Below are 25,514 nucleotides of genomic sequence, written 5' to 3'. Positions count from 1 at the left end.
TATTTCCATAAAAACCACATCTTCAAATTATGTCAAAAGAATTACTTTCAAATCTGAACGGAAATAAATCTGGCCAACTCAAAAAATTCATTGACGAATTTGAAGGAGAGCCTAGAATTGCCTGGTATCCATCAGCTGGAACAGATTTTCGTGCATTACTTTATCTGCATCCAAGCTATTCACAATTACATCCGGCAACTGAAAATGAACCCGCACAACCTGACATCTTTTTATTTACAGACTATTTCCCATGGCAAAATTCTACTTTCTTAGATTCGAAGACAATCTATTCAGACTCTAGAACATATGTTACTATTGAACACATGGAAGAATTACCCCAACTTAATTTACCTTTAAACCGGGAAATCGTTCATTTTACGGAGGGCAGTGCCGCAACGGATAAAGTGATATTTTTAAAAGTTAGAATTCACAGCGACAAGTTAGGTAACATTACCTATCCAGTGATTTATGCTTTTGCAGAAAACGAGACATTTTACTGTAAAAAAATGATCCCCAATAAGGCTAGTATTTCTCACATCATTCATGTACGTTATGGCGGTGGATTAGGAGGTGGTGGCTTCTCCTCAGGTATTTGGCTACTTAATGTATTGAAACAATTGAAATGTGAGCTATTGATTTCTGATGGACATTATCATTGGCAACGTGGTGATGAATTTGCATTGAAAGTTTGCCCTTCCATTCCAAGAGATTGTGAGGCGAAACTTACTTCAATTCGCGAAGTTGAAAGTAAAGGCTGGTCAGGCCATGGAAATGTTAAGTGGAATTTGGTATCATAAGGCTAATGGTAAGAAAAGAATTATCAATAAAGGTCAAATACTCCAAACATTTTTAATTGAATTAAATTCAAATTAAAATACCTCGAACATTCGTCGACAAAATAAAAAACGCCTCTAGAGGCTCTAAAGGCACATAAAAAACCCCGGTAAACTTTTTGAATTTTTTATTTAATTAAATATTTAATAATTCAAACACTAAAAATTTGACACACAAAATTAACCCCAGCAAATGTATGGGTTAATTCAATGGGTTGTTTCCAGCTCGTTTACTTACTAATCTCTACTACATTTCCTGTCATAGGAAAATGCAAAAAAGTCTTCAGCACTGGTTTATTAGACAGCTCCGTTAAGGCAAGCTGATAATAGGCTAATTGGGATAAGTAACCCTCATCCGTAATCTTCTTCTCGAAATCTGAACCGTCGTAGGTCTTATGATCGATCAAAATCCAACCCTCGTCTGTTTCAAGGGCTAAGTCAATGATACCATTCAAAAGCTGGTTCTGCTCTGTGGTTAGACGGAATGGTATTTCATGCCATGCTTTAAATGACTGAAACTGAGAGTTCATCCAGCCATTAAAGTTAGCCACAAGGGTGTCCAAATGGGCACTATTGACTACTTCTGTAAAACCATAGGTGGCAATCAAACTAGGGAAGCTAGCTGGCATATCCGATGAAACTAGTACTTGGTGGATCATATCTCCGAAGACACTAAATTCATTGTCTCTGAGATCACGTAATTTAGGCTTCATTTCACCTATTTTGACAGGCGCTTGAATTTGTAAGTCCACCACTCCTTTGTCCTTGGATGGATTCAAAAGTAAGGAGATTGGATTCACTATTTCTTGATAGGTTGCTGATGGAATGTAAAGGTTTTCCTCTGCGGGAATCGACTCCTCTTGTTGATCAGGATCAATTGGGATAGCAATGGATTGTAATCCTAATTCCACTAGAGTACTTAACCATTGATTATCTCCAAAACATTGAGTCATCCAATCCGACTTTAATCCCTCCGTCTTATGCGTTGCAAGTGCGAATACCAAATAATCTCTAGGGCGAGTTAAACCCACATAAAGCAAACGAAGTTTTTCTTTTTTCTCCTCTAGGCTTTCGTTTGCTTCTATTGTTAAAAATGCATCATAGTAGGATGATTTAAGCGTTTTAGCATTAAATGGATCTACAAAAAAGCGAATCCATCTTCCAGCTAATTGCTGAGTCTGTCCCTCATTTTGGACTTTAGCCTGGTAGATGTTTTTCTTCCGGATGGTATTATCCATCCCTGCTGCAATCACCATCGGGTATTCTAGCCCTTTCGAGCGGTGATACGTAAGCACTTTAACACCGATTGGATTCTCCAGCTCAGAGAACTCTTTAGTTTTCGTAATTTTTTCTAGGTAACCTATGAAACCGAAAACAGATTGGATTTTGCCAAAATGCAAGCAATACTGTTGGTATTCCTTTGCTATACCTCGGTAGGTATTTAGATTATGTCTACGAATTTCTGCTCTCCCCCAATTCCCAACGATATTATCTAGGTTGAATTGCAAGATAAGTTGATCGATTAATTCGGTTACACTTAAGCTCTTCGCGATTTTTTGGAATGCCCCTAATTGTTGAATGAAATCGATTTCAGAACCATAATTTGCTTGGAAAATAATCTGCTCTTCCGTTTCTTCCAAATAGATATCAGCCTGTGCATTTTGATTATTTCGGTAATCTATCCGATGTTCGGTCCACTTCTTCGCATCTAAGTGGAAATGTTGATAGTAGGCGATTTTGGAAATAGCAAAGTTATCTACTGGATTAGCGATGAAAGACAAAATTGAATTAAAGAAGATGATTTCATCCTCTTGAACTAAGAATTTACCGAACTGAGCTACGGGAATATTGCGTTTAACCAAAGCGGAAATCACTTCATTCACTTCATCGTTCGTATGCAGTAAAATGGCAATATCGCTCGGCTTAAGATCTCTGGTCTGGTGGGTATCTTTAATATGTACAGACCAATGCTCTGCTTGATTTAACATTTTTTCAATAGACTTAGCAATCGGCTCTGCCTTGCCACCATCAATCAGTCGAATTGCCTCGCCATATTGATCCTCCTCCTCAGCTCTTGCCACTAATAAATCTGCAGGATAATCCCCATCAGGCCCAAATTGAGGCTGAAAAAGTGTATTCGTCAGGTCTACAATTGATTTACGCGAGCGAAAGGATGTATCTAAAGATTCACTCGGGATGCCAGCGGTAATGGAACGAATGAAGTTTAAATCAGCCCCTCTAAATCGGTAGATTGACTGTTTGTTATCCCCTACCCAAAACGAGTTGCCTGCAAACTCATGCCACTTTGAAAAGATTTGTGCTTGTACCGGATTTGTATCTTGGAATTCATCCACTAACACGAACCGAATGGTATTAGAAAACTCTTCTTGGAATGTCTTATTTTCTAACAAATCCAACATATAGGATTCCATGTCATTGAAATCCATCAACCCTAAGGCTGTTTTCTTCTCATCATATTTGGCAAATACATTGGCAGCAGCTTCATACACCATCTTCGTGTAATGTAGCATATCAGATTGAAAATAGGACCACTTATTTATGGACAATAAGTCTTCTGGGTATTCAAGCGTATCATAAACACCTTTGACATATGCTGTATCAATAATATAATTCAAGGCGCTGTTTACTGTAGACCATTTAAATTTAGGCGCTCCATCCTCGGTTTCAAAATCTGTTAAAACGGATTCTAGATCACCGATAAATTTCATGTGTGCCTGCGTTGTCTTTAACGGCTTGACTTGCACATATAACTGCTGGAGTTTATCTTTTATATTACTCCATTCATACCCATTTGCTACCCCTTGGGATTGCTGAAACGTATCAATGGTTCTCTGTAATGAATGGGATCCTAAACTCTCTGCAGAAATTCGATTCGCTTTCGCTAAGTCGATGATGCTAGAAATGTCTCCAGGGTATGTCGCGTGCTTAGTTTTGTAGTCGATTTTATCCAATCGCTCACAAAGCTCAGTGAATTCATCAGCATCCACCTCTTCCATAATTAGATCTGTTAACATCAGATTCCTCTCTTCTTGAGAGATCACATCTAAATTAGGGGAGAGATTAATGAGGTAGCCGTATTGCTTCAAAAAGTCCGCACAAATACTGTGAACTGTTCCAATTTTAGCATCGGATAAATTAGACAGTTCCTCATACATATTCGTTTCAAGCAACTTCGCAGAAATACGTTCTTTCAGTTCCTGAGCCGCTTTTTCCGTAAAGGTCGTCACGATACAATTTTGAATATGCACGTTTGAGGCAGGATCACTGAGCGTACGCACAATTTCCTGCATGATGGTATAGGTTTTGCCGGATCCGGCACCCGCTTTAATGTATTTTCTAGACATATCGGTAAGCGTCTGGTAGAATGAAAGTAAAATTATCGTATTTGAAAGGCTCCGTTTCTAACTCAAAATCGGTATCTGCATCGGTTAAACGATTAAATGGATTATCGTCTGCGTCATCTAGCGATTTATTGTACTTTGCATTAATTCTAAAATCCACTGTTCCGCTCACGATCTGATCTAATCGAATGGCGATAGCTCTCTTATAATGGTCTAACAATTGGGTAGGGTTAAGCTGAAGCGCAGTGCCTTTCTGTGGAACTAATTCCTCATTAAAGAGACCTAGCGTAGATCCTAACAGGAATTTACCTGAATTAGTCATAAAATAAGCGGATTCCGCTACGTTATTTCCAGGGTGACCAAAATGCGAATAAATCATCAATTGCCATGCTTTGTTTTCTGAAAGCTCCTCTTTCAAATCCGTTTTAGATCCCGTCTTCAGATCAACAATCAGGTACTCATTTGCTGCATTTTTCCAAACCATATCTGCCTTACCTGTTAGAGTAATGACCTGAATGAAATTAGGAACATTCATTTCTCGTTCAATGTCAATTAACTCCCAACCTGCCCCGGTTAATTCAGTGAACAAGTTAACAAGCTTGAATTTCAAGGTACGCTTTAGGCGCTTTCGCTGAATGGCATATTTAGATTCAAAGAGAAAGCTCGCTTGCTTCTTGACAAACTCATCAAAGTGCTGATCAACTAAAGCCTTCCAGCTTTGAGGAGAATAATTATTCCAGATAGCAGAACGATCGTAGGTATTTGTACCAGGACTCGCGTAAATTTCCACGAACAAATGGAGTAATGTGCCAAAATGCTGGGACTTGAATTCTAAGGTGTAGTTCGTACTTGCATCCAATTTCAGTAAGCGTTCGTACAAGTAGATATGCGGATAATAGATCAGGTATTTATTCGCAGAATAGGATGTTCTCTCGGGAAAAAGGCTCGCTAGTCTCTGAAGTTCAAAAGTGGGAGTTTCCCAAGCCGTATCACCATCCCAATTTTTATGAACAATCTTATTGTCCACTTGATTAGGAGTCCAAGTTATATCAGCATAAATGGATTTCAACTCTTGTTGGATGAGTTGCCAAATCAAATGTGGAGTTTGCTCTTGGTTGCTTGAGTTTTTCGTGAAAGATAATTTCAGCTGTTGTTTTACGGAACATATCTTCCGGATTTGGGCATACACAAGCAAACGATCAGCCTCTTTTTTCTTAAACCATATTTTGCCGTACTTATTCTCAAATTCGTCAAATTCAATTTTTTGAAATTTATCAGAACCTAGTGACCCAGCCCACTCTTTGGAAAAATTCAACCAAATCAATTGATTCGTCGGCGTTGTTCCTATGAAATGATTCGTCCAGGAATACTGGCTCGTCGTAAAAAATCCTACATCCTGTTGCTTATTGCCCAGCCACTGAACTACTAATTTAGTTAATTGATCAAAAGTTAAGGTATCTGAAGTGTCCGCTTGTTGATTCAATAACAAGGAGAATTCAGCACACACACTACCTAGTTCAGACAGGGATGCATAAATCTCCTCCTGCGGATTAGGCAAACTAGCCATATACCCCTGAGCCCAAGCATTTAGGTAATTCAGCTTTTGCTGGATGTATTCAATAGACAATTGCCCAGCCTGCTCTTCCTGTGGATGGGAGAGCCATTCCTCGTATTGAGCTTTAGCCTTGTCGCAAGTTGCTTCCCCGTATTTTTCGGTGATTTTAGCATAGGCTTTCTCCATTTGTTCGACGACCTCATCACTCTCCAGGCTTGGATTCTTTTGTAAACCACGAATAATATGGTTCGCTAAAATGGCATTGAAAGGCTTAAGTGGCAAACTCAAAAAGTCATAGACATTTTCAAGAGGCGCCGGACTCTTCAAAAGAGAAATACGGGATTGAAATATTTGTGCCGCTAGCTGCGAATACGCGTTCACTTTGGATTTGATTAAGGATTGCTTCGTCGCTGCTAACGCTTTTGCTGTAAAAGCATTTTCCTTTAAAAAAAGACACTCAAAATGATTCTCTTCTTTCATCCACTCACTAAGTTCTGCTGCAGCGAGTAGATCGTTTGCTGGATGGTGTAACAAAAGCGAACCATCAGCGGTTTCTGGCGGGGCAACGGTTGTTTCATTTTTATTATACAAGCCTGTTAATCGACTTTGAACAAAATGTAGGTTAGATCCTACCGCTGCCTGAGGTTCTAAGGCAGTTGGATCGAGTATCTCAACCCCCTTTTCTCTCAATAATTGAAAGAAAGTTTGAAAATAAGCGGGATACAGTTCTACAGGCTCTTCGCATTGAATGGTCATGGGCAAAGCGCCTACTTGCGGCAATTGAGCAATAATCTCCTGCATTAAATCTGGAAAGCCTCTCCAATCAGCCGCTTTCGATTCTAGTTTAGCAAAATCTTTAAGTCGCTGTGTGGAAGTCAATAGGGCCAAATCTTCAAAATGCCATTTCAATTCATCCCGGTAAGCTAATAGGAATTTGGCCGTTTCTAAGGGTTCATTCTCGTAGAAGTTTTCATAGAAAGCCCCCCTTTTAATACCCTCTAGCGCTACTTGGTACGCTAAAATGCGCTGTTGTGCTGATAATAAAACAGGCGCTACTCCTACGCGAATAGCTAGAAATGAAAGCAATTCATCCCAGCTTTGTTGACTGTAGCCTAACACGCCTACGTTAGCGGCGGATGGGCTCAGATTACGCTGGAAATAGCTAAATGATATGTGGTATTTTTCCATGGGTAGGTAGGATTTGGCTTAACATGTGAATGTAGTATTTTAGCCGGATTATCTCAAGTTTTTAGCGGAGTATTCAGGGTTAGAAATGAGCGATTTTGTGACAAAAAATGAGGCTTACCGTTAAGTAAATCAATCCACTACCTATGGAAATTTCCATCGGGAGTAATATAATTTTCTAAGCGGCCAGCGAATAACGGCGCAAATGAACAAAGCCATTTTCTTTTTCCAAAATCGTCTCATTTTCCTCACAATATCTATACACCGATTTAGTACAGATGCCTAACTCTCTGGCTAGGCGACTGATTGAATAAGGTTTGCCCTCATTCAACAATAATAGGGAAAACAACTGAGTCAAGTTGTCATATTTCGTATCCGAGACTAACCCTAATTTCGTTTTAATAATCTCACTTCCTTTAGTTGTTTTTTTAGCTTTCTTATTCATTTTTATAATTATTTAGGTTGAATTCCACTAAGTATTGCCTTATCAGGATCTGGGATAAAGCAGACATCAATTCTAGAGATCAGGTCATTAAGCAATTCAATGACTATCAAAACGGAAACATCCTCCTCGATCGTCGTTTGAGATAGCACTAAACATTCTCTACCTGATGACAAAGACGGATGAATCGCAAGCTCTGCCGTAACTTGCATTTTACTGTCTTGAATCGCACTTTTAATGACCTTGAATTTTGAATTTAGATAAGGCAAGAAATTTGCTTTACCTTGGATGGGAGTGAAAACCCATTGTGACTCGTAGGTAATATCTTCTGCTAAATGTTTTTCAATGAAACTAACATCTAAGTTGTTCCAACATTTAGCTAATTGAACTAATAGATGTGATTCTGTATAATGCATAAAAGCGTCCTAATTTTGTCGGGGTTGTGATAACCGCGATACAAAATTGGGACGCTTTTTTTGCAATTGGAATGAAGGCAAGCTCTATCTAAAAAAAGCAACCTTGCGAAAGGCTAATTACGAATATCAAGCAGGTTTCTTGGAACTTTCACGGAATATTTCATATAGGTATGATCGGGGTTATCATCTCCACTAATGATATAATATTTGGCTAATTGAGGATCACCTATTGCTTCTAAAACAGCATCGTTAATTTTCTTTTTTAAAGGGTTAAATCCATCCCCATCTAATTCCAAAATTCCTTTCATACTGGCAAAAGCTCTGTCTTCAGCAATATTAGGCCTAACTTTCCGATAGATAGATACAAGCGAATTGATATCTTCATTTTTCCTTATATCGCGGATTGACATTGATTTTTCTTGCTGAAGGAAATAGATAAAAACTGCTTTCTGCAGATAAGGAAGCTTTATTTCTGCATTTTGTAGACCAGGTATTGAAATTCGATACTTACTATTAATTACAACAGCCGTTGGCTTTACAGGCGCTTCCTCAATCTTAATATCGTATTCATCTCTAATGCGCTTAAAAATGGCAACTACCTGCTTTAGAAGATTAGCATCAATATTTTCATCCTTGATTTTTTGATGACAATCAGCGCAAATATTTGCGGTCATTAACTTAATTAACGTATCTTTTTTCTTTATACAAAGATCATTCATACATCCTCTAAGATGCTTGTGTACGAAGTCGTTAGGTATATTTACCAAATCTAACTTCATTAAGGTTTGCAGCACATTCGCCACTACCTCATAAGCTATATTGTAAATAGGATTAATAGGTGTGATTAATCCCCAATCAGATGTCTGGACAAAAATATTGCGAGAATAATTTATCTCGAATGCAGATAGCCAATTTAAAGAATTCATCCGATCTGTTAATACGACTACGAAATCTTCAGCTGGAATATCAAAATTCTTCCTGTAATATTTACAAAGAGAAAAGAGCTCCTTCCAACTTAACGGAATTTCTCTAGCCGGATCTAAATCAATTTTTCTATCTGGTGAGGGTATATCGAACGGATGATCAGGGTACAATTCATATCTCAGAAAATAAAAATCCTCCACTGGAAATTTGAATTTAGACCCCTCAAATTGCATCGGTCCCTGGATTTTCTTTAAAAAATCACAGACTTCAATAAATTTACTTTCGTCGAATTCTGGGGATTTTATGAGATAAACTTTCATAATTACTTAAAATAGTTAAATATCCTTGCTACCCATATTTCATAATGAATCAGTAGATGTGTCTTAGAGGGCAAATGTTTTATGTTATACCAATGTATATCATCTATCTCAGATTTTTGTCTTTCAAACACTAGAGGAACATTTGAAACATCAACAAAATAAGCATCCCAGCGAATGAAATAAACATTAAATCCAACCCTTTTTCCCGGAGTCATATTTTCAGTCGGTATCAAATTAAAAAGGAATCGATTATAATTAAAAAACTCTTCGCGAGCTTCTCTTATTGCGCAATCAAAATAACTCTTATCGGTTGGATCAAGATTACCACCTGCATAACTCCAAAAACCTGCTTGGTGACCACCTCTACGTAAACCTAATGCAACTAAAATCTGGGTATTTTCTTTTTTGTAAAATATAATCCCAGCGCCTTGACTAAATTTCTTTTTTACAAACATAATAATTAGCCCCCGTACCTTCTAGTCCTCTCACTTGAGTTATTTTACCAAATCCACAAGATTCAAATAAATTAGTGATCTCATCCAATTTCCAACATCTAATTTGAAAAAATTCCGTTATTGTATGATTTGGCTGAAATTCTGGCAGATTAACAATAACAGTTTCAGAATAATTTGCAATTGGTTCACCAGGTACAACAAATTGAATATCAATCTTCCAATTTAATCCATTTCTTTCCATTGTTTCATGATGCTGAAACATTCCAGGCAATGGTAAATCAAAAAGAAAAGAACCTCCAACTTTTAAGTGCCTATAAATATCCTCAAATAATAACTTCAAACCAACCTCATCCAAAGTGTAGGCAAATACAGTGAATACAGCCAATGCTAAATCACAATTTTGATTTTCTAGTTTGTATTGATTTGTTGAAGTCAAAACTTGCAAATCCAACCTAAGCGCTTTTAGTTTTAATTCATCAATCATGACTTCACTAAGGTCTATTCCTACAACATCATAATTTTTCTGTGCCAATGGAATAGCTAATCTTCCAGTGCCGCATCCTACGTCTATGATTTTCCCAGACGTTAAAATGGTTGTAATTGCAGAAATAGATTTATTTGTAAAGTCATTATACATAAACCCAAATCTTGATTCATATAGTAGATCATAAATCTTACCATTTTCGCTATGTGGCAAATTTGACATAATCGTTTATTAAAAGGTTTTGAAGTCGTTTAAACGTAAAAGCATAATCTTCTCTTTCCTAAGTATTTACGAAAGAAAAAGCACTTAATGTTAGTAACAAAACTTTTGTTAACATAATTTTTTACCCTTTAAAACTATATATATTTCAATGACAAAAAATACAAATTGAATTTATCAGTTTACTGATGGAGAAACTCCTCCATTTTTGTAAATTGCATAACTAAATATTAAGACAATAATGATGTATAGATTCTCAGGGCACGAAACCTTTCAATGCAAAGAACAGTGGTTAACTAAAGGCATTCAACTATCTGAAAAACAGGACTATACAGAAGAATTAGAAATCCAAGAGCTTGGAGTAGGTAGAAATATGGTTAAGTCCATAAAGCATTGGTTGCGAGCATTCGGCTGGATTAATAATGACCAAAAAATAACTGAGTTAGCAAAAATAATTTTAAAATATGATCCGTTTTTAGAAAATGAAGCAACGGCATGGTTGCTGCAATATTCACTGTGCAAAGAACAATATGCTTCAATTTTCAATCTAATTTTTTATGACTATTTCTCAGAAAAGGTAACGAATGAGTTTTCCGAAACCTCAATAATCCAATACATCACTCGTAAACTGAAGTCAAAAGAAAGTAATAATGATAGTGTCAATAAGAGGACTAAAGCAGTAGCAGAAAATACATTAAAATCAGATATTAAGGTTTTTATTAAAACATACGTACCCCCTAAGAAAAATATTAAAACAATAGAGGAGGATTTCAATGCTCCTCTATTACATCTAGGGCTTATTGTGGACACCCATAGAAAAAATGGCAATAGTGAACCTATATATAGAATAAATAAAGCCACTCATTCATCTATTCCTGCCAATTTATTTAAGTATTTTTTACTAGACTATTTCGAATCAGAAACTACAATTAGCTTGGATGAAATTAGAAAAAAATTAGGCTCTATACTATGCTTATCATTAGACGGAATTGAAAATTTGATCGCCCTAATTTGTGAGGGAAATTCTGAATTTGTATTTAAAGATGACGCTGGAATTAAACAACTGCAGATTAAATATACTGACTCAAAGCTTGAATTATTAAAAAAAAATTATGAAAACTAATAACATCTCCACTAATATAATTCGAGATAGTAATAAAAAGCTTGAGTATATAGTAACTCCTAATTCCAAGGAAATATTTGATAGAATATTCTCCTATAAAGGTAGTTCAGTAAAGTCATTCAATTTAATTGGCAACTATGGTACAGGAAAGTCAACTTTTCTTTGGGCATTAGAACGAAATTTAAATAAAAAGGAGTTATTCTTTTCGCAAATTGAAACAATTAGAGGAGTTGAATCATTTGAATTTATCAAAATCATTGGCGATAACAATGCATTTTCAACTAGCTTATCTAGGGATTTATCGATAAATGAAAATTCAACAAATGAAGAGATTTTAATTTCACTTGAAAAGCATCGAATTAAGGCAGAAAAGAAGAAAAGCGGACTTGTCTTACTAGTAGACGAATTTGGGAAATTTCTAGAGTTTGCAGCGAAAAACAACAAACTTGACGAACTATTTTTACTTCAAAAGATAGCAGAATGGGTAAATAATGATGAGACTAATGTCTACTTTATTTTAACACTACATCAAAATTTTAATTCTTACGGTAAAGGATTAAATGAGCAAGATAAGCTTGAATGGGAAAAAATAAAGGGGAGATTTGCCGACCTATTATTTAATGAGCCTGTTGAGCAGTTATTATTTTTTGCGAGCAACAAATTACAAGAGTTCGAAATAGAAGAATCTTCCAATACAAATTATCAACTATTGTTAGGGCACATAAAAGGTTCAAATTTAATAAGTTACAATAACTTAATAACAGATAGTTTATCCGAATCACTTTATCCCCTAGATTGGATTTCAGCTACGGTGCTTGTAAACTCATTGCAACGATATGGCCAAAATGAGCGTTCCTTATTTTCATTTCTTAATGATAATTCTGAAGTATCAATAAGAAAAAGAAAAAACCCATTCTATAGTGTCGCTAATGTTTTTGACTATTTGGTTTACACTCTTCCTAGCGAAATTACTGGAATTGACAACCCACATAAACCACAATGGAATTCAACCTTCAAAGCAATTGAAAGGGCTGAACTAGTATTTGAAGACGACTATGAAATCGCAACTGAAGTAATTAAAACTATAGGTCTATCAAATATTTTCACGAAAGCGGGTGGGCTTTTTGACAACCATTTTTTAATTGCCTATTTCCAGTGTACTAGAAACTTTGACATAAATAAAATCCTTACAAAACTTGAAAAAGCTGGAATCACTAGGTTTTACAAGCATAGCAATAAAATAAACTTTTTAGAAGGGACTGATTTAGATTTAGAACAGGAGTTAATTCTAGTTTCAAAAGAAATCAATGCTAATTTTTCCATTACGAATGAAATAATTAGCTTAATTGATTTTCCGATTATTTTGGCAAAAAAATACTCTGCTGAAAAAGGGACATCCCGATTCTTCGAGTTCAGGGTTTGTGATTCTTTAGAAAACTTAGAGGATGCAATTGGTGTAATTGATGGCTACATTAATTTAATTTTTGAGGATATTAATGTAGAGGAGATAAAATCAATTTCAAAGGATATCAATTCGAATATATTTGTTCTTTATAAAAATACACTTGAGATAAAAAAGACAGTTTTTACCATATTAAAACTAGATAAAATAAGTAAAAAGCATGCTGATGACACAAATGCAATCAAATTATTAGATGATGAAAAAGAGTTTCATTACAATATTTTAAAAGAACTTGTCCATAACGACTTATACTCAGATAAAAGTAATGTCTGGATACATGACGGAGAGATTATTACAATTAATAATAAAGCGAGTTTAAATGAGTTTATTACAAAAGTGTGTAACCATATTTATCATAAAACTCCAACTTTTTTCAATGAGTTAATTAACAAAGAGTTTTTAAGCACCCCTATCAACTCAGCAAGAAAATCATTAATAAGGAAAATTATAGATTTCGAAAATCAGGAATATTTAGGATTTGAAATAGATAAGTTTCCTCCTGAAAAAGCAATATTTCTTAGCTTACTAAAAAAATCAAATATCCACAGACAAATAGCTAATTCAAACCAATTCGAAATAGCACCTCCAAACGAGAATTCTTCAAACCAGTTTGAGAGAACTTTGTATCCTATATGGAGAGAATGTGATATTTTTTTAGGATCATGTAACATAAAGTCGAAACCTATTGACGAATTATACTCCACTTTAACTAATGCACCTTTTAAACTAAAAAAAGGATTTTTAGATTTTTGGATCCCTATATATCTCTTAGCCAACAGAGAGAACTTTGCATTATTCCATAAAACGGGTGGATTTATTAAAAATCTAACTGACACAACATTTGATCTTATCCATAAAAAGCCAAGTGATTTTTACATAAAAAGTTACGATGTAAGCGGATTTAAAATTAATATTCTAGAGGGATATAAGGAGTTAACTCAAATTAATTTCAATAAAGGTCTAAATACTACTTTTTTATCTATTTATGGGAATTTTTTAAGGTTCCACCAACAACTAACTCCCTACGCTTTAAGAACGGCGAATCTTACTAGGCAGGCAATAAATTTAAGGGATGCTATTAAGCGCGCTACAGATCCCGAAGATGCATTATTTGAAAAATTCCCAGCAGCTCTCGGGTTTCACAATATAAATTCAGAAACAGAAATTGAAAAGTTGACTTCTTATGTGAATCAATTACAAGTATGCATTAGAGAGATAAGAGAAGTGTACGCTGATCTATTAGAAGATATAGAAAAAAAGGTTTCTTCTGCTTTTGGATGTTCAAATATTAGTTTTCCTGAATACAAATTAGATATAATAAAAAAACTAGATGGCATAGATATAAATAAGCTAAACAAAACTCAAAGAATCTTTTATGAGAGACTTATCTCCCCCTTGGATGACCAAAATAGTTACGTTAAATCATTAGCGGATGTAGCAATAAATAAGCGAATTGAAGATATATTTGATGAAGAAATACCTCTCCTATACTCAAATATCGAAGAGTATTCAACGGGACTAATTAATGCAATAGAAATACATAAGTTTAATTCTACTTCAAGTAATTCAAAAATGGTTTCTTTCAGTATTACAAATGAAAGAGGTCGAGTTATTAATACTAAAGTAATATTAAAAAGTGAGTCCAATAATCAAATGTCTTCGATCAAAAACAGCATTAAAACTCTCGCACCAGAAGTGCAGAAAAATTTGTTGATTGAGCTATTAAACGATTTAATTCAAGATAACGAATAATGACAAAAATAAACCACGTATTAGGAATTTCTGGAGGCAAAGACAGCGCTGCGCTTGCTATTTATATGAGCAAGAATTATCCTTCTTTAGATATTAACTATTACACTTGTGATACAGGTAAAGAGTTGACAGAAACTTATGAATTAATTGATCGGTTGAATTCCGTTCTTGGAAAAAAAATTACAATATACAACTCTCTTGATTTAGAAAACTCGCCATTAAACAATCCATTTGATCATTTTCTAGCAGTGTATGGAGGCTACCTGCCATCTCCAAACTCAAGATGGTGTACCAATAAATTAAAGCTTCAACCTTTTGAAAAAAATATAGGAAATGAACCTACTATATCATACGTGGGTATTAGAGGAGACGAAAATCGTGAGGGTTATATTTCAAAAAAAGAAAATATTCAGACAATTTTCCCCTTTCGCAAAAATATATGGAGCGAAGATGTAATCAAAAAGTTTTTATCAAATGAAAATTTAGAATCAAACTTTTTAATCTTTAAAAAGAATACAGATGATATTAAAATATTAGAATATGCTTCATTACCAATTTCTTTCAAATTCAGCCAGCTACAGAAATTAAATGCATTGCTTGATTTGAATTTAAAAGTCTTTAATAAGGTTGTTTTTGAATTTCTAAAATCAACAGATTACCCTGTCGGAAAGTTGGATGAATTTCCTCTAATAGAGAACGAAGATGTCATTAATATAGATGATGTATTTGCTATTTTGGATAATTCAGGGGTTGGTATTCCAGCTTATTATAAACCCATAAATTATTCAGTTGAAATTAACGGAGAGGAAAAGATAGGCACTTACGCCAGAAGTAGATCCGGCTGCTACTTCTGTTTTTATCAACAAAAAATAGAATGGGTTTGGCTACTTGAGCAACATCCTGATTTATTTGAAATCGCTACTTCTTATGAAAAAGAAGGCTATACCTGGATGGAAGAAACACTAACAGCACTAAAAAAACCTGAGCGCGTAGCCACCATAAAAAAAGACCATTATCTCAAAACAATAAGACAACAAAATAATGCGAAAAATAACTGGAAAGAAGATATTTTAAATGCAGAGGGAGAAGGTTGTGCGAGTTGTTTTATTTAATTTTCATTGTAAAAAATTACTTCTGCATGTGCGCCAGGAACTCTAACGCTAAAACGGCTATCAAAATGACAAATCCATGTAAATAAGATATTCACAATTTCCTGCTTTTTAATTTCCCAATTTCTTGGGGTGGGAACTGTAGTTGTATTGTTTCTTATCCAGTCAACTATTCGACCATAACTTAGTGAATTGTTATTCTCAATATGCAATTTTAATGCAACAATGAATGGCTGATTTTCAAATTCGTGCTTTAAGAATTCCAAAAAATCTTTATGGCTCATAACAATTGAAGTTATTTTGAAATTAGTAATGTCATGAAAAAAACATGCTAATTCGATTTCACTATAATTTTCAACAATCCGATTTGAACAAAAATTCGCTAACTCAATTGGTGTATAAGACATTGGTAAACTTGATAACAAAAAAGGATCTTTAGCTTTTATTTTAATTTCTCTTATCGTAGGAAGTTGTCCGATTTCGTTTTTTAGATTATCAATTTCCAGTTTTAATTGATTAAAATAAGCTTTATTTACAAAATCACTCGTTGCAATTAAATTGTTGATATACTGAATATCCTCAAATGTGCTTAGTTGACTTGGCCCGGATAATTCATAATTCATAAAATTGCCTTCTCCGAGACCTTTATTGGTGAAATTGGCTGATCCAAAAATTAATTCATTATTTTGATTAATCACAGCTTTTAGATGAATTCTGACATTTCGATAGAGGTGAATATTGTTTTCCTGGCAGTAATTAAATAATTCTTCAAAATCAGTAACCCCATCAGATAATAAATCAGATGCTTTCCATCTTACTATGATTAATTCACATATATTATCAATACCAAATTCCTTAAGTTTATTTACCTTGATAAATGGAGAAATTATTTTTACCTTATCTGAATTATCAATAAATCTCTTGAATTCAGAGAATAGGTTTAACCCACTTTTGTAAAGTTCCATATCAGATTAAAATTTAGACAAATAAATATATCATGATTTATCCAGAATTTTTCCCTGAAGAGAGAAAAAATGAATTATCAGAATTGAAAATGTTTGAAAAGCTAAAAAGCCTTTCAAACCAATACGACATTTTTTATTCAAAAAAATTCGTTACCGACGGAGTTGGGAAAAAATCTGAAATTGAGATTGATTTCATAGTTACTATTCCTAATTATATACTGATTTGTTTGGAAGTAAAAGGTGGCATAATTCAATATAATGGTGAATTAAATACTTGGAGTCAGAATGGGAGAATTATGTCAAAAAATCCTGATAATCAAGCCTCTTCTGCCGCACATTTTATAATAAAAAACTATTCGGAAGAATTAAGTGGTATGGCAATTGGATGGGGGCTATGCTTTACTGATTGTCAGGTGAGCGATAAATCGAAATTGCCAATAAATATTAAAGAAGAGCAGATTATAGATGAATTATCAATTATTTACTTAGATGCAGCACTCAAAAATTTAATAAATTTTATTAAAATACAAAATCCAACAAGGTTAGGTATAAAGTATTGGCAATACGAAAAATTTAAAAATGATTTGTTGCGAAATTTGGGATTCGCCCAACTATTAGGAACGAGAATTAAAGGCCAAGAAAAAGAATTTATTCAGTTAACTCAATATCAATTAGAACTATTCAACAGAACTATATCTAATTCTAATTTAATAACAACTGGCCCTGCAGGTTCCGGTAAAACTATTGCGGCAAAAATATTAGCAAAAGACTTGTTAAAAAATGGAGAAAAAGTCTTGTTTCTTTGTTTTAATAGGACTTTAGCAAATAAGATAAGATATGAATTTGACAAAACTGAAAATGGTATAACTATAAGTACCTTTCATTCATTTAGTAAACGATTGATTGATATGTATGATCCACAATGGTGGGATGAATCGAAATCTAAATCAGATGATTTTTGGTCAATTGAAGTTCCGATAAAATTGTCTGAACATATTGATGATTGTGCTGAAATATATGACACACTTATTATTGATGAAGGGCAAGATTTTAAAGAATTTTGGTATGAAATATTATTTAAAGTAGTGACTTCTAATGGCAAGAGATTTATATTTCTAGATGAGAATCAGAATATTTTTGAAAATTTCACAACAATTCCAAATGAGAAAAAATTTTTTAAATATAATCTTCCAGAAAATTGCAGAAATACAAAGACAATTGTAAATCATTTGTCTGTAATTATAAATAGAGAAATCAAATCATTTGTATCTGCTCCGGTTGGAGAGGCAATTGTCAATAAGGCATTTGATAATTTAATTGAATTACAAAAATATTTAATTGAAGAGGTTAAAGAATTACTTCAAAATCAAAATTTAGATCCAAGTCAGATACTATTTATGTTAAATACCCCAAAAGATGAAAGCAGTATTTCTAATTTAACGAAAATCGGAAACATGAAAATAGAGGCGGTGGATAATAAAGGAAGACTTCAATCAAATTGTATCAATTATACGACAATTAACCAGTTTAAAGGGCTTGAGGCAGATGTTGTGTTTATTTTAGATACAAACAAAATAATAAATAAAAAACTCGAGAAACTATACACTGAAGCTTCTCGAGCTCGATTTAAGCTGTATATTATTGACTTAGAATTATCTATTAAAAAATAAATCATTCCATTTCTACTTCGAAATCCTCATTAATATACTCATCTTCGTCATCATCTTCGTCATCATCATCATCTTCGCCATTTCTTAAAAAATCTAAGGGATTAACTTCAATATGTCTATCTCTAATAAATCTAGCCAACGAAATAGATATATTTTGTAATAAGTCCTCAAAAGCATTACTATTTTCTTCTGAATCATTTGAAAGAATATCCATTTCATATGCTAAGGAACTTATCAACATTTCAATACTAATAGCGAATATTTTTAGACTAGGGTTTGTCTTTAAAGGTAAAATGATATTTTGATAATAATTGTGATTTGTATTGATAAATGTAATCAGTTTTCCATCAATTTCTCTGAGTTCAAATAAATTGCCTGTTTCATTAGGAGCATACAAAACGATTGTTTTTGTGTTTTTTTCTGCTTCTTTCACAACTTGAGCATGAATATCTTCTCTAGAAATATATGCAAATCTTTCATGCAATAAATCAACAACTCTCTCTATATGCTCGGGATTCCAAGTTCCTCCTGCAGGAAATAGTGGCCTTAATGTTCCATCAATAGTTGTTATGGGATCTGGTTCATCACCTTCATTTGTAGCGGTTAAATAACTTTTCTCTACCTCTTTAAATCTATCTGAGGCTTCTTTGAATTTTTTCCTCATTAGTTTAATAGCTCTTTTCATTGATGAAGAAATTTCTTGATATAAAAGATCTTTTTCAATTCCTTTCGGCAATTCTTCATTTATATCGTAACTCCTAACTGAAGCAGAATCAATATATTTAAAATCTACACTTTGTTTTGTCATACTTACCCCTAAGAGGTCATCTAGTTCACTTTGAAAGTGAATTTCAATTGTCCAAAATCTATTTTTTTCATCTGTTACAGTATACATTCCAAAATTACCAAAATCAATTTCTCTTCCAGCCCTTAAAAAATAAATATTAGCACTTTTAAAATGGTTATCTCCAGACATTTTTTTTGCCAAATTCTCTGCCAATTTTAGTTCCTCCACCATTTCTAATTCCTGGATTGGTAATTGAATCTTTTGCATAAGCTGCCCTAATTGTCCAAGAATAGGTTTTACCATTTAAAGTAATAGAAGAAGGTGCATCCCAAAATCCTTCTAATTTATCAAATAGAGGCAATGTAGTTTCGTTTTCAATACACCCATCTATAAATTTCGCGTAATGATATTTTGAATTAAACTGCTGATCAACATTGCCAAGATCTGAATGTTTCCCTTGAGGATCATCATTCAATGCATAATACCAAATCTCCGATGTCATATAATATCTGCTTTGAGTTACATATAATGGATCATATGCAAGTAAAGGTTTGATTGTTTCTTCGGCAGGATTTCCTTTTCTAAATATTCTAAAGTTGATATTTAAGTCATCAGTCAATTTGTATCGGTAAATTCTCCCCATTAACTTCTCCCCTCTACTAATAAGTGTGTCTGCTTTAGCTGCGTCTAATTTATCTAGCTTAGACCATACAATTATAGTTTTTGCATCTTGCAGTAGGTATTCAGGAATATTGTATTCATCAAATTCTGGGTTTTTAAAAATTGCAAAATCAATTTCTGCATTATCTTTATTTAGTTGATCTTCTACATCTAAAAAGGTATACATCCAATTTAAAGTTACATTTGTTCGAGAGAATACATCAACTCTTTTTCCCACACTTAGAGATGAGGTTGGGAGGCCAATTCCAAAAGCTCCGATTCTTTCATCTGATTTGCCTTCGCCATCTGAAAAAACAAGACAACCGTTCAAGCGCTCCTCTGTCATACCTTTCCCATTATCAATAAATATAATTTTATCAATATAACTTATTGTTTGTTGACCTCTTACTTTAATTGACTCAATAAATAAAATATCAATATTTTTTGCCCCAGCATCTACTGAATTATCGACAATTTCTGCCATTGAGTAAATTGTTGACTTATAGCCACTACTCCTTTGTGAAGTAATGTAATTTGATCCATATAATCTGTTTCCCATAATTTTTGAATTAATTATTTAATACAATATATTCTAATAACTTAAAATCTTCTATCTTTTTTCGATTGCTTGGTGTTAAATAAACCGTGTTTACTTCGTTACCTTGATTTTCTTCTCCCCTCATTGCTCTTCCAAGTATCTGCAATGTTAAAGTGGGCGAACTAATATCACCAAGGATCATTATTGAATTTAAGCCTGGAACATCAATTCCCGTTGATAAAATTTGATGATTAACCAATACATTTAAACTTGAATTATCATCACCTAATTTTTCAATTAAGTCCTTCCTTAAAGCATTTGGAGTTTCACCAACAATTAAACCATTTTCTATTCCTTTTTGATTTAGTAAAATGGATAAAGCGATCGCATGTGATTTGCTCTCTGCATAAATAATGGTATTCTCATTCAACCCGATCAGTTGTAGACAATTATTAACAATTGCCTCATGTAGATTTTTATAATAGGTAGAATTTTTAGTTTCTGAAACGACACTTAGAATGTGAAAATTAATCCTAGCTAAATATCTGGCTTCTACTAGATAGTCAATTGGGCTTTCAACTACAATCCCATTTTCATCTGTAATTGAGACTAATTCATTGAACATTCCTCTCAAACTATCACTAGATGTATCATCAAGCCTGTATGGAGTAGCTGTTAATCCCAAAATTCTACAATTATCTTGTGATAAATCTTTATACAATTCAATTAATTCACGATAGGTTGTAGCATTTGAAAAATGCGCTTCATCAATGATTAATAAACTAGTATCTTGAAGTAATTTTTTTATAACATGATTATCAATTCGCGCATTCAATAAGTCAAACGTTGCAAATGTAACCGTCGAATGAAAATCTGAAAAAACTAGTTCGTCAAACTTATCAAAAAATCTTTGAATGATAATTGGATGATCTCCACGTTGTAGCCAAATTTTTTTAAAAGAGAGCAAACTTTGTTCGCAAAGCTCCTTTGAATTAACAAGCCATAAAATATTATGAGAATTTCCTTTTAGATCTTTATCAACTCTTAAAAAATCAACTACAGCCTCTAAAGCTAAAACTGTTTTACCTCCACCAGTTGGCATTGTGGCTAGTATTCTAGGTCTTACATTATTAATTAAATATTTAATAATACTCGATTTAATTCTTTTTTGGTAAGAATGAGGGAACCCATTAATTTTAATTAGGCTATTATGTACTGGTTGTAAAGTTTCCCTATTTTGTCTATCATCAATAATAGCCTCCCTTTTAAACTCATTTTCTATTCCAACAATATCGAAAAAATTTTGGGGATCATTTAAAAAACTTCTTGCTTCATCCAAGCTACCGAATCCTAGTTCAATTAAATTTTTTTTCGTTAAATATGCAACTAATATTTCTCGGTATTTTCTATTATAAATCAAATTTTCTCCAAGCTGCAATACGATTGCTTCATCGATTATTACAGATTTTATTGGATGATCTTCTGATTCTGCAAAAGTATATCTTAACAATTTTGCAGTTTCAACATTTAGTAATTTACTCGTTTTTGTGTAGCTATCGATATTTGCTACAAGTTCAATTAGTCGCATATATATAATTTCAGTTCTTGGAATAACATTTCAATTTTTTCAAAATCATTCTGTCCCGATAAACAAATTCTAAAAAAACCATTCAAATCATTAACTTCAGTTTTAAGAGCTTTTAAAACATGTGATTGTTGAATAATAGAAGAATTGCATGCTGAGCCATTTCCAATAATGTGTTTAGAATTTTGGGTCATAAAAAGATCAACATTTAATCCTTTTATATAGACAGTTATGATATTAGAATGATTTTTATTTTCGACTGCTATTATTTCACTACATTCAAAAATTTTCAATTTATTTTTAATTGTCTGGATTATATTATAGTCAAAATAGTATTCCGATTTTATAATTTCACAGGAAACACCTAAACCTACAATTAATGGTGTATTGTACGTCCCGGCCCTTAAACCTCCTTCTTGGCTACCGCCATGAATTAATGGTGTCAATTTTATGTTTTTCTTTTTAAATAATACCCCTATTCCCTTTGGCCCATTTATTTTATGCCCACTAAATGATAGCATATCAATATTATCTAATTCTACATCCACTTTAATTTTCCCAACGGCCTGCGTTGCGTCACAAAAAAAAGCAATTAAATGCTGCTTGGCTATTTCACCTATTTGTTTAATCGGCTGGATAACGCCAATCTCATTATTAACATACATTACAGAAATAAGTAATGTATGTGGTTTTATGGCATCTTTCAATTCATCCAAAGATATTAACCCATTAGCATCAACGTCCAAATATGTGACCTCCACTCCTCTTTCTTCTAAGTATTCACAGGTAGATAATACTGCTTTGTGCTCTGTTTTAACTGTAATAATATGGTTTCCTTTTTTATAATTTGCTTCTACGTAACCTTTAAGTGCCATATTTATTGACTCTGTTGCGCCTGATGTGAAAATAATTTCCTTATCATCAGAATTTATCAAATTTGCGACTTGTTTTCTCGCATTTTCAATCGCATCTTTTGCTATTTTGCCGAATTGATGATTACTTGATGCATTGCCATAGAAATGAGTAAAATAAGGTAACATTGCATTAACCACACGATGATCCACCTTTGTAGTAGAGGCATTATCCCAATAAAAAAACTCTTCTATCTTTTCCATTATAAAGCAAACAACCTTAAAAGTTAAATAAATAATTCTGAAACAGGAAATAAATTTATTAAACGGAAATTACACAAATTCAACCATTTGTCCTCCCAACAAATCCTTATGACTGCCATGGCACGTAAACACAAAAACCTGCTTTTGGTCTGCAACTTCAGAGAGTAGTTGACTGGCAAATACCTTTCTTTCGTCATCTAACTCGGTCATAGGATCATCTAGCATCAAAAATCCATCTTCATCTCCCAAATAGTAATCTGCCATCGCTAATCTCGTAGCCAAAGCTAAAATGTCAGATGTCCCCTGAGATAACAAATGATTGTCTAACACAAACCCATCTTTTTGAATTCCGTTGGGAGTCACATCATTCATTTCGACCGCTGAATAACGACCATTGGAAAGTCTTTCAAGATAGGACGCTAACTTCATTTCTAAATCCCCGAATGGATTTGCACCAATAGCGGCTTCGATCTCCTCCACTTTCTGTTGAATCTTCAACAAAGCGTGTCCCTCAGCAAGCAATGATTCATATTGAACTCGTAATGATACTACTGATTCAGTTAACTCCTCTACTGTTGCACCGGCACCATAAATCGGCAAAATTGCTGCCCTTGACTGAAGCAACCGATTCAATTCTCTAGTTGCTAAGTCTTTTTGCTGGCACATATATCTGTATTGTAACATGAACGCTTCATCTGTATCGAATTCCTCAGGTCTAGCAGGAAAGTGAGCTAATTGAGTAGCAAGTGCATCCTTTTGTGCCGTTGAATTCGCTATTGCAAGCATCAACCCTTGTTGATTGACATAATCATTACGCAAAATTTCAACAGTATATTCATTAGCTAATTTTGTCTGCGCCAATTGATTCTGTTCTAATTCTTTTCTCGCAATGAGTTGATTTAGTGAATCTACTGAGCGAACCTGAATAGCATTCACCTGATTAACTTGTTCAATTAGGTCTTGTAACACTCTTCCTGAAAGCAGCGCATCAAATTGATTTTGTGCCGTATTTCTAGCACCTAATATGTCATTATATGTTATGTTTAACTGATTTAGCTCGTCAATATTCGTAACATTATAAGTCGTTAGAATCTGATTCAATCTATATGTAAAGTCTACAAAACGTTTATTGAGAACCGTCACATCCTCTTCACCTGCGGAAACTTCTAACTTTAAATGATCAGTATCTAAAACAAATTGGGTATTCGCATCGATGAGTATTTCATCACCAATCGTTAAATTGAAAGGCTCAGGTTCTGAAATTCCAGCCTGACTCACTCCTGATAGTGCTTTCTTAGCCACTAGCTTTACTTTCAATTTTTGTGCTCCTAATTGAATTTGTAATTCACGAAGATCCTCAGAGAATTTAGACGCATTCAATAAATCAATTACTGATATTGCCTGTAGACCTTCTAAAATTTTATTTTTCTCTTGTATTAGTCCTTGAAATTGAGAAAGCTGTACTACCGCTTGTCGAAGTTGCTCTGATTGTTGAACTTGGATTGCTGATACCCTTTCATTTTTCAAATCAGCCAAATCCTGATTAATTTGTTGATTATTTGCTTGAAAATTATTCAATGACGTTTCAAGTGCTACCCAGTTTTGAAACTTTTCGCTTAACCTCAACAATTTAGTATTTTCATTTTCCAAATTAGCCAGAACTAAATTCCGTTGAGCTAAACTTTGTTCAAACGCTTGATTAGCATTAATAAAATGATCTGCCTCATCGAAGTCCACCTGTTGATTACTAATTTCGCCCACAATTTGATCATACTGTTCCTCTAATGCATGTCGATCGTTTAGTGCTTTTTGTTCATTTTTCCAAGCATAATAAGACCCTAATATTAACCCTACACCATTTACAAATGGATTATCATAATCCCCTCGCCCTCCATTTAATTCAGGAAGATTTAATACTAATCCATGAGTATCAATCAATCGCCATCTTTGTGACAAAGCAGCTAACCGATTTGAAACACGCGTTTTAAATTCTTCAATCGAAATACCCTCTAATTGAGACATCAATTCTGCCAATGAATTTTTAACTGTATCAGTCGAGTTAATTTTATCAAATGTCTTAGACAAACTAGCTTGATTAGCAAAAACTACGTCCATCCAAGCTTTTAAATTCATTTTAGGCGTATCACCCGAAATACCTAAAATACTATTTAACTTGGATTGAACTCCATTGTGATCATTTAATTGAGTACCGCCAAAATGTAGCTCTGAGAACTTCGTTGCAACCGTTTGACCAAAAATTTTGCGAAGTTTGTATTCAACGCCATTTGAATGAAACTCAATCTGAACATCAATACTATCTCCACCTGACTTTGGCAAAAAATCAACTAATACAAATCCAAAATTAGCGTTTAATTGTTGATTGGTGATATTGGGTGAAACAAACAACCCAAACTTGATAGCCTTCAATAAAGTAGATTTACCTATCTCATTTGGACCATAAATCACATTTAGATTTCCGCCAAAAGAAGCTTCAAAGTTGCTGATACCTGCAAATCGGTTGATTTTAATTTTCGTAATTTTCATATTAGATGG

The 25,514-nt window shown here is 33.7% G+C and carries 18 protein-coding genes; 5 read left to right on the top strand and 13 right to left on the bottom strand.

What is annotated here, in order from left to right:
* Positions 1-29: 29 nt before the first annotated feature.
* Positions 30-797 (top strand): DUF7663 domain-containing protein, encoded by a 768-nt coding sequence (locus ACST14_RS06495; protein ID WP_459461781.1) that lies wholly within the window; start codon positions 30-32, stop codon positions 795-797.
* A 266-nt stretch (positions 798-1,063) separates the two neighbouring features.
* Here ACST14_RS06495 and ACST14_RS06490 read toward each other — a convergent pair whose 3' ends face one another.
* The 7 genes from ACST14_RS06490 to ACST14_RS06460 all read right to left on the bottom strand — a co-directional run bounded on the left by ACST14_RS06490 (position 1,064) and on the right by ACST14_RS06460 (position 10,198).
* Positions 1,064-4,198, bottom strand: a complete 3,135-nt coding sequence (locus ACST14_RS06490) for a UvrD-helicase domain-containing protein (protein ID WP_459461778.1) — start codon at positions 4,196-4,198, stop codon at positions 1,064-1,066.
* The gene (locus ACST14_RS06485) at positions 4,191-6,938 is read right to left on the bottom strand and encodes a PD-(D/E)XK nuclease family protein (protein WP_459461776.1); all 2,748 of its coding nucleotides are present in this window, start codon (positions 6,936-6,938) and stop codon (positions 4,191-4,193) included. The genes ACST14_RS06490 and ACST14_RS06485 overlap by 8 nt, the downstream gene beginning before the upstream one ends.
* A 175-nt stretch (positions 6,939-7,113) precedes the next feature.
* Complete coding sequence (locus ACST14_RS06480; protein WP_459461774.1) at positions 7,114-7,380, bottom strand: hypothetical protein; 267 nt, start codon at positions 7,378-7,380, stop codon at positions 7,114-7,116.
* Between the two features lie 8 nt (positions 7,381-7,388).
* A complete protein-coding gene (locus ACST14_RS06475) occupies positions 7,389-7,793 on the bottom strand; it encodes a hypothetical protein (protein WP_459461772.1) in 405 nt (134 codons plus the stop codon).
* Positions 7,794-7,906: 113 nt separating this feature from the next.
* Positions 7,907-9,037, bottom strand: coding sequence for a hypothetical protein (locus tag ACST14_RS06470; RefSeq protein ID WP_459461771.1), 1,131 nt, complete (start codon positions 9,035-9,037; stop codon positions 7,907-7,909).
* 2 nt (positions 9,038-9,039) lie between these two features.
* Positions 9,040-9,492: an NUDIX domain-containing protein gene (locus ACST14_RS06465; protein ID WP_459461769.1), complete on the bottom strand. Its 453-nt coding sequence runs from the start codon at positions 9,490-9,492 to the stop codon at positions 9,040-9,042.
* The gene (locus ACST14_RS06460) at positions 9,470-10,198 is read right to left on the bottom strand and encodes a class I SAM-dependent methyltransferase (protein ID WP_459461767.1); all 729 of its coding nucleotides are present in this window, start codon (positions 10,196-10,198) and stop codon (positions 9,470-9,472) included. Before ACST14_RS06460 ends, ACST14_RS06465 begins: the two co-directional genes overlap by 23 nt.
* Positions 10,199-10,436: 238 nt before the next feature.
* Between ACST14_RS06460 and ACST14_RS06455 the strand changes: the two genes are divergently transcribed.
* The 3 genes from ACST14_RS06455 to ACST14_RS06445 are packed head-to-tail and all read left to right on the top strand — an operon-like array spanning position 10,437 to position 15,644.
* Positions 10,437-11,318: a DUF4007 family protein gene (locus ACST14_RS06455; RefSeq protein ID WP_459461765.1), complete on the top strand. Its 882-nt coding sequence runs from the start codon at positions 10,437-10,439 to the stop codon at positions 11,316-11,318.
* Entirely contained in the window at positions 11,308-14,532 is a 3,225-nt protein-coding gene (locus ACST14_RS06450; protein WP_459461764.1) for a hypothetical protein, read from the top strand. Before ACST14_RS06455 ends, ACST14_RS06450 begins: the two co-directional genes overlap by 11 nt.
* Positions 14,532-15,644, top strand: a complete 1,113-nt coding sequence (locus ACST14_RS06445; RefSeq protein WP_459461762.1) for a phosphoadenosine phosphosulfate reductase domain-containing protein — start codon at positions 14,532-14,534, stop codon at positions 15,642-15,644. Before ACST14_RS06450 ends, ACST14_RS06445 begins: the two co-directional genes overlap by 1 nt.
* Here ACST14_RS06445 and ACST14_RS06440 read toward each other — a convergent pair.
* A complete protein-coding gene (locus ACST14_RS06440) occupies positions 15,641-16,606 on the bottom strand; it encodes a phospholipase D-like domain-containing protein (RefSeq protein ID WP_459461760.1) in 966 nt (321 codons plus the stop codon). The two genes, ACST14_RS06445 and ACST14_RS06440, sit on opposite strands and share 4 nt — an antisense overlap.
* 32 nt (positions 16,607-16,638) lie before the next feature.
* On the opposite strand from ACST14_RS06440, the gene ACST14_RS06435 reads away from it, so the two are divergent.
* Positions 16,639-18,276 carry a nuclease-related domain-containing DEAD/DEAH box helicase gene (locus ACST14_RS06435; protein ID WP_459461758.1) on the top strand — a complete coding sequence of 546 codons (1,638 nt, stop codon included), beginning with the start codon at positions 16,639-16,641 and terminating at the stop codon, positions 18,274-18,276.
* Between the two features lies 1 nt (position 18,277).
* Here ACST14_RS06435 and ACST14_RS06430 read toward each other — a convergent pair whose 3' ends face one another.
* The 5 genes from ACST14_RS06430 to ACST14_RS06410 form a co-directional block, all read right to left on the bottom strand.
* On the bottom strand, positions 18,278-19,330 hold the full coding sequence (locus ACST14_RS06430; RefSeq protein WP_459461756.1) for a hypothetical protein: 1,053 nt from the start codon (positions 19,328-19,330) through the stop codon (positions 18,278-18,280).
* Positions 19,239-20,207: an ATP-binding protein gene (locus ACST14_RS06425; RefSeq protein ID WP_459461754.1), complete on the bottom strand. Its 969-nt coding sequence runs from the start codon at positions 20,205-20,207 to the stop codon at positions 19,239-19,241. Before ACST14_RS06425 ends, ACST14_RS06430 begins: the two co-directional genes overlap by 92 nt.
* Before the next feature lie 85 nt (positions 20,208-20,292).
* The gene (locus ACST14_RS06420) at positions 20,293-21,849 is read right to left on the bottom strand and encodes a DEAD/DEAH box helicase (RefSeq protein ID WP_459461752.1); all 1,557 of its coding nucleotides are present in this window, start codon (positions 21,847-21,849) and stop codon (positions 20,293-20,295) included.
* Positions 21,840-22,961, bottom strand: a complete 1,122-nt coding sequence (locus tag ACST14_RS06415; RefSeq protein WP_459461750.1) for a cysteine desulfurase family protein — start codon at positions 22,959-22,961, stop codon at positions 21,840-21,842. Before ACST14_RS06415 ends, ACST14_RS06420 begins: the two co-directional genes overlap by 10 nt.
* Positions 22,962-23,030: 69 nt before the next feature.
* A complete protein-coding gene (locus tag ACST14_RS06410) occupies positions 23,031-25,505 on the bottom strand; it encodes an ATP-binding protein (protein WP_459461747.1) in 2,475 nt (824 codons plus the stop codon).
* Between the last annotated feature and the right edge of the window lie 9 nt (positions 25,506-25,514).

The organism is Aquirufa sp. A-Brett2-15D (assembly GCF_054558735.1).
The sequence above is the reverse complement of the archived record's forward strand: the minus strand, read 5'-3'. Positions and strand labels throughout refer to the sequence as shown.

Bases quoted from the DNA above. Each gene is read 5' to 3' on its own strand.
- ACST14_RS06495 (WP_459461781.1), top strand. From the start codon at position 30: ATGTCAAAAGAATTACTTTCAAATCTGAACGGAAATAAATCTGGCCAA.
- ACST14_RS06490 (WP_459461778.1), bottom strand. From the start codon at position 4,198: ATGTCTAGAAAATACATTAAAGCGGGTGCCGGATCCGGCAAAACCTAT.
- ACST14_RS06485 (WP_459461776.1), bottom strand. From the start codon at position 6,938: ATGGAAAAATACCACATATCATTTAGCTATTTCCAGCGTAATCTGAGC.
- ACST14_RS06480 (WP_459461774.1), bottom strand. From the start codon at position 7,380: ATGAATAAGAAAGCTAAAAAAACAACTAAAGGAAGTGAGATTATTAAA.
- ACST14_RS06475 (WP_459461772.1), bottom strand. From the start codon at position 7,793: ATGCATTATACAGAATCACATCTATTAGTTCAATTAGCTAAATGTTGG.
- ACST14_RS06470 (WP_459461771.1), bottom strand. From the start codon at position 9,037: ATGAAAGTTTATCTCATAAAATCCCCAGAATTCGACGAAAGTAAATTT.
- ACST14_RS06465 (WP_459461769.1), bottom strand. From the start codon at position 9,492: ATGTTTGTAAAAAAGAAATTTAGTCAAGGCGCTGGGATTATATTTTAC.
- ACST14_RS06460 (WP_459461767.1), bottom strand. From the start codon at position 10,198: ATGTCAAATTTGCCACATAGCGAAAATGGTAAGATTTATGATCTACTA.
- ACST14_RS06455 (WP_459461765.1), top strand. From the start codon at position 10,437: ATGATGTATAGATTCTCAGGGCACGAAACCTTTCAATGCAAAGAACAG.
- ACST14_RS06450 (WP_459461764.1), top strand. From the start codon at position 11,308: ATGAAAACTAATAACATCTCCACTAATATAATTCGAGATAGTAATAAA.
- ACST14_RS06445 (WP_459461762.1), top strand. From the start codon at position 14,532: ATGACAAAAATAAACCACGTATTAGGAATTTCTGGAGGCAAAGACAGC.
- ACST14_RS06440 (WP_459461760.1), bottom strand. From the start codon at position 16,606: ATGGAACTTTACAAAAGTGGGTTAAACCTATTCTCTGAATTCAAGAGA.
- ACST14_RS06435 (WP_459461758.1), top strand. From the start codon at position 16,639: ATGATTTATCCAGAATTTTTCCCTGAAGAGAGAAAAAATGAATTATCA.
- ACST14_RS06430 (WP_459461756.1), bottom strand. From the start codon at position 19,330: ATGCAAAAGATTCAATTACCAATCCAGGAATTAGAAATGGTGGAGGAA.
- ACST14_RS06425 (WP_459461754.1), bottom strand. From the start codon at position 20,207: ATGGCAGAAATTGTCGATAATTCAGTAGATGCTGGGGCAAAAAATATT.
- ACST14_RS06420 (WP_459461752.1), bottom strand. From the start codon at position 21,849: ATGCGACTAATTGAACTTGTAGCAAATATCGATAGCTACACAAAAACG.
- ACST14_RS06415 (WP_459461750.1), bottom strand. From the start codon at position 22,961: ATGGAAAAGATAGAAGAGTTTTTTTATTGGGATAATGCCTCTACTACA.
- ACST14_RS06410 (WP_459461747.1), bottom strand. From the start codon at position 25,505: ATGAAAATTACGAAAATTAAAATCAACCGATTTGCAGGTATCAGCAAC.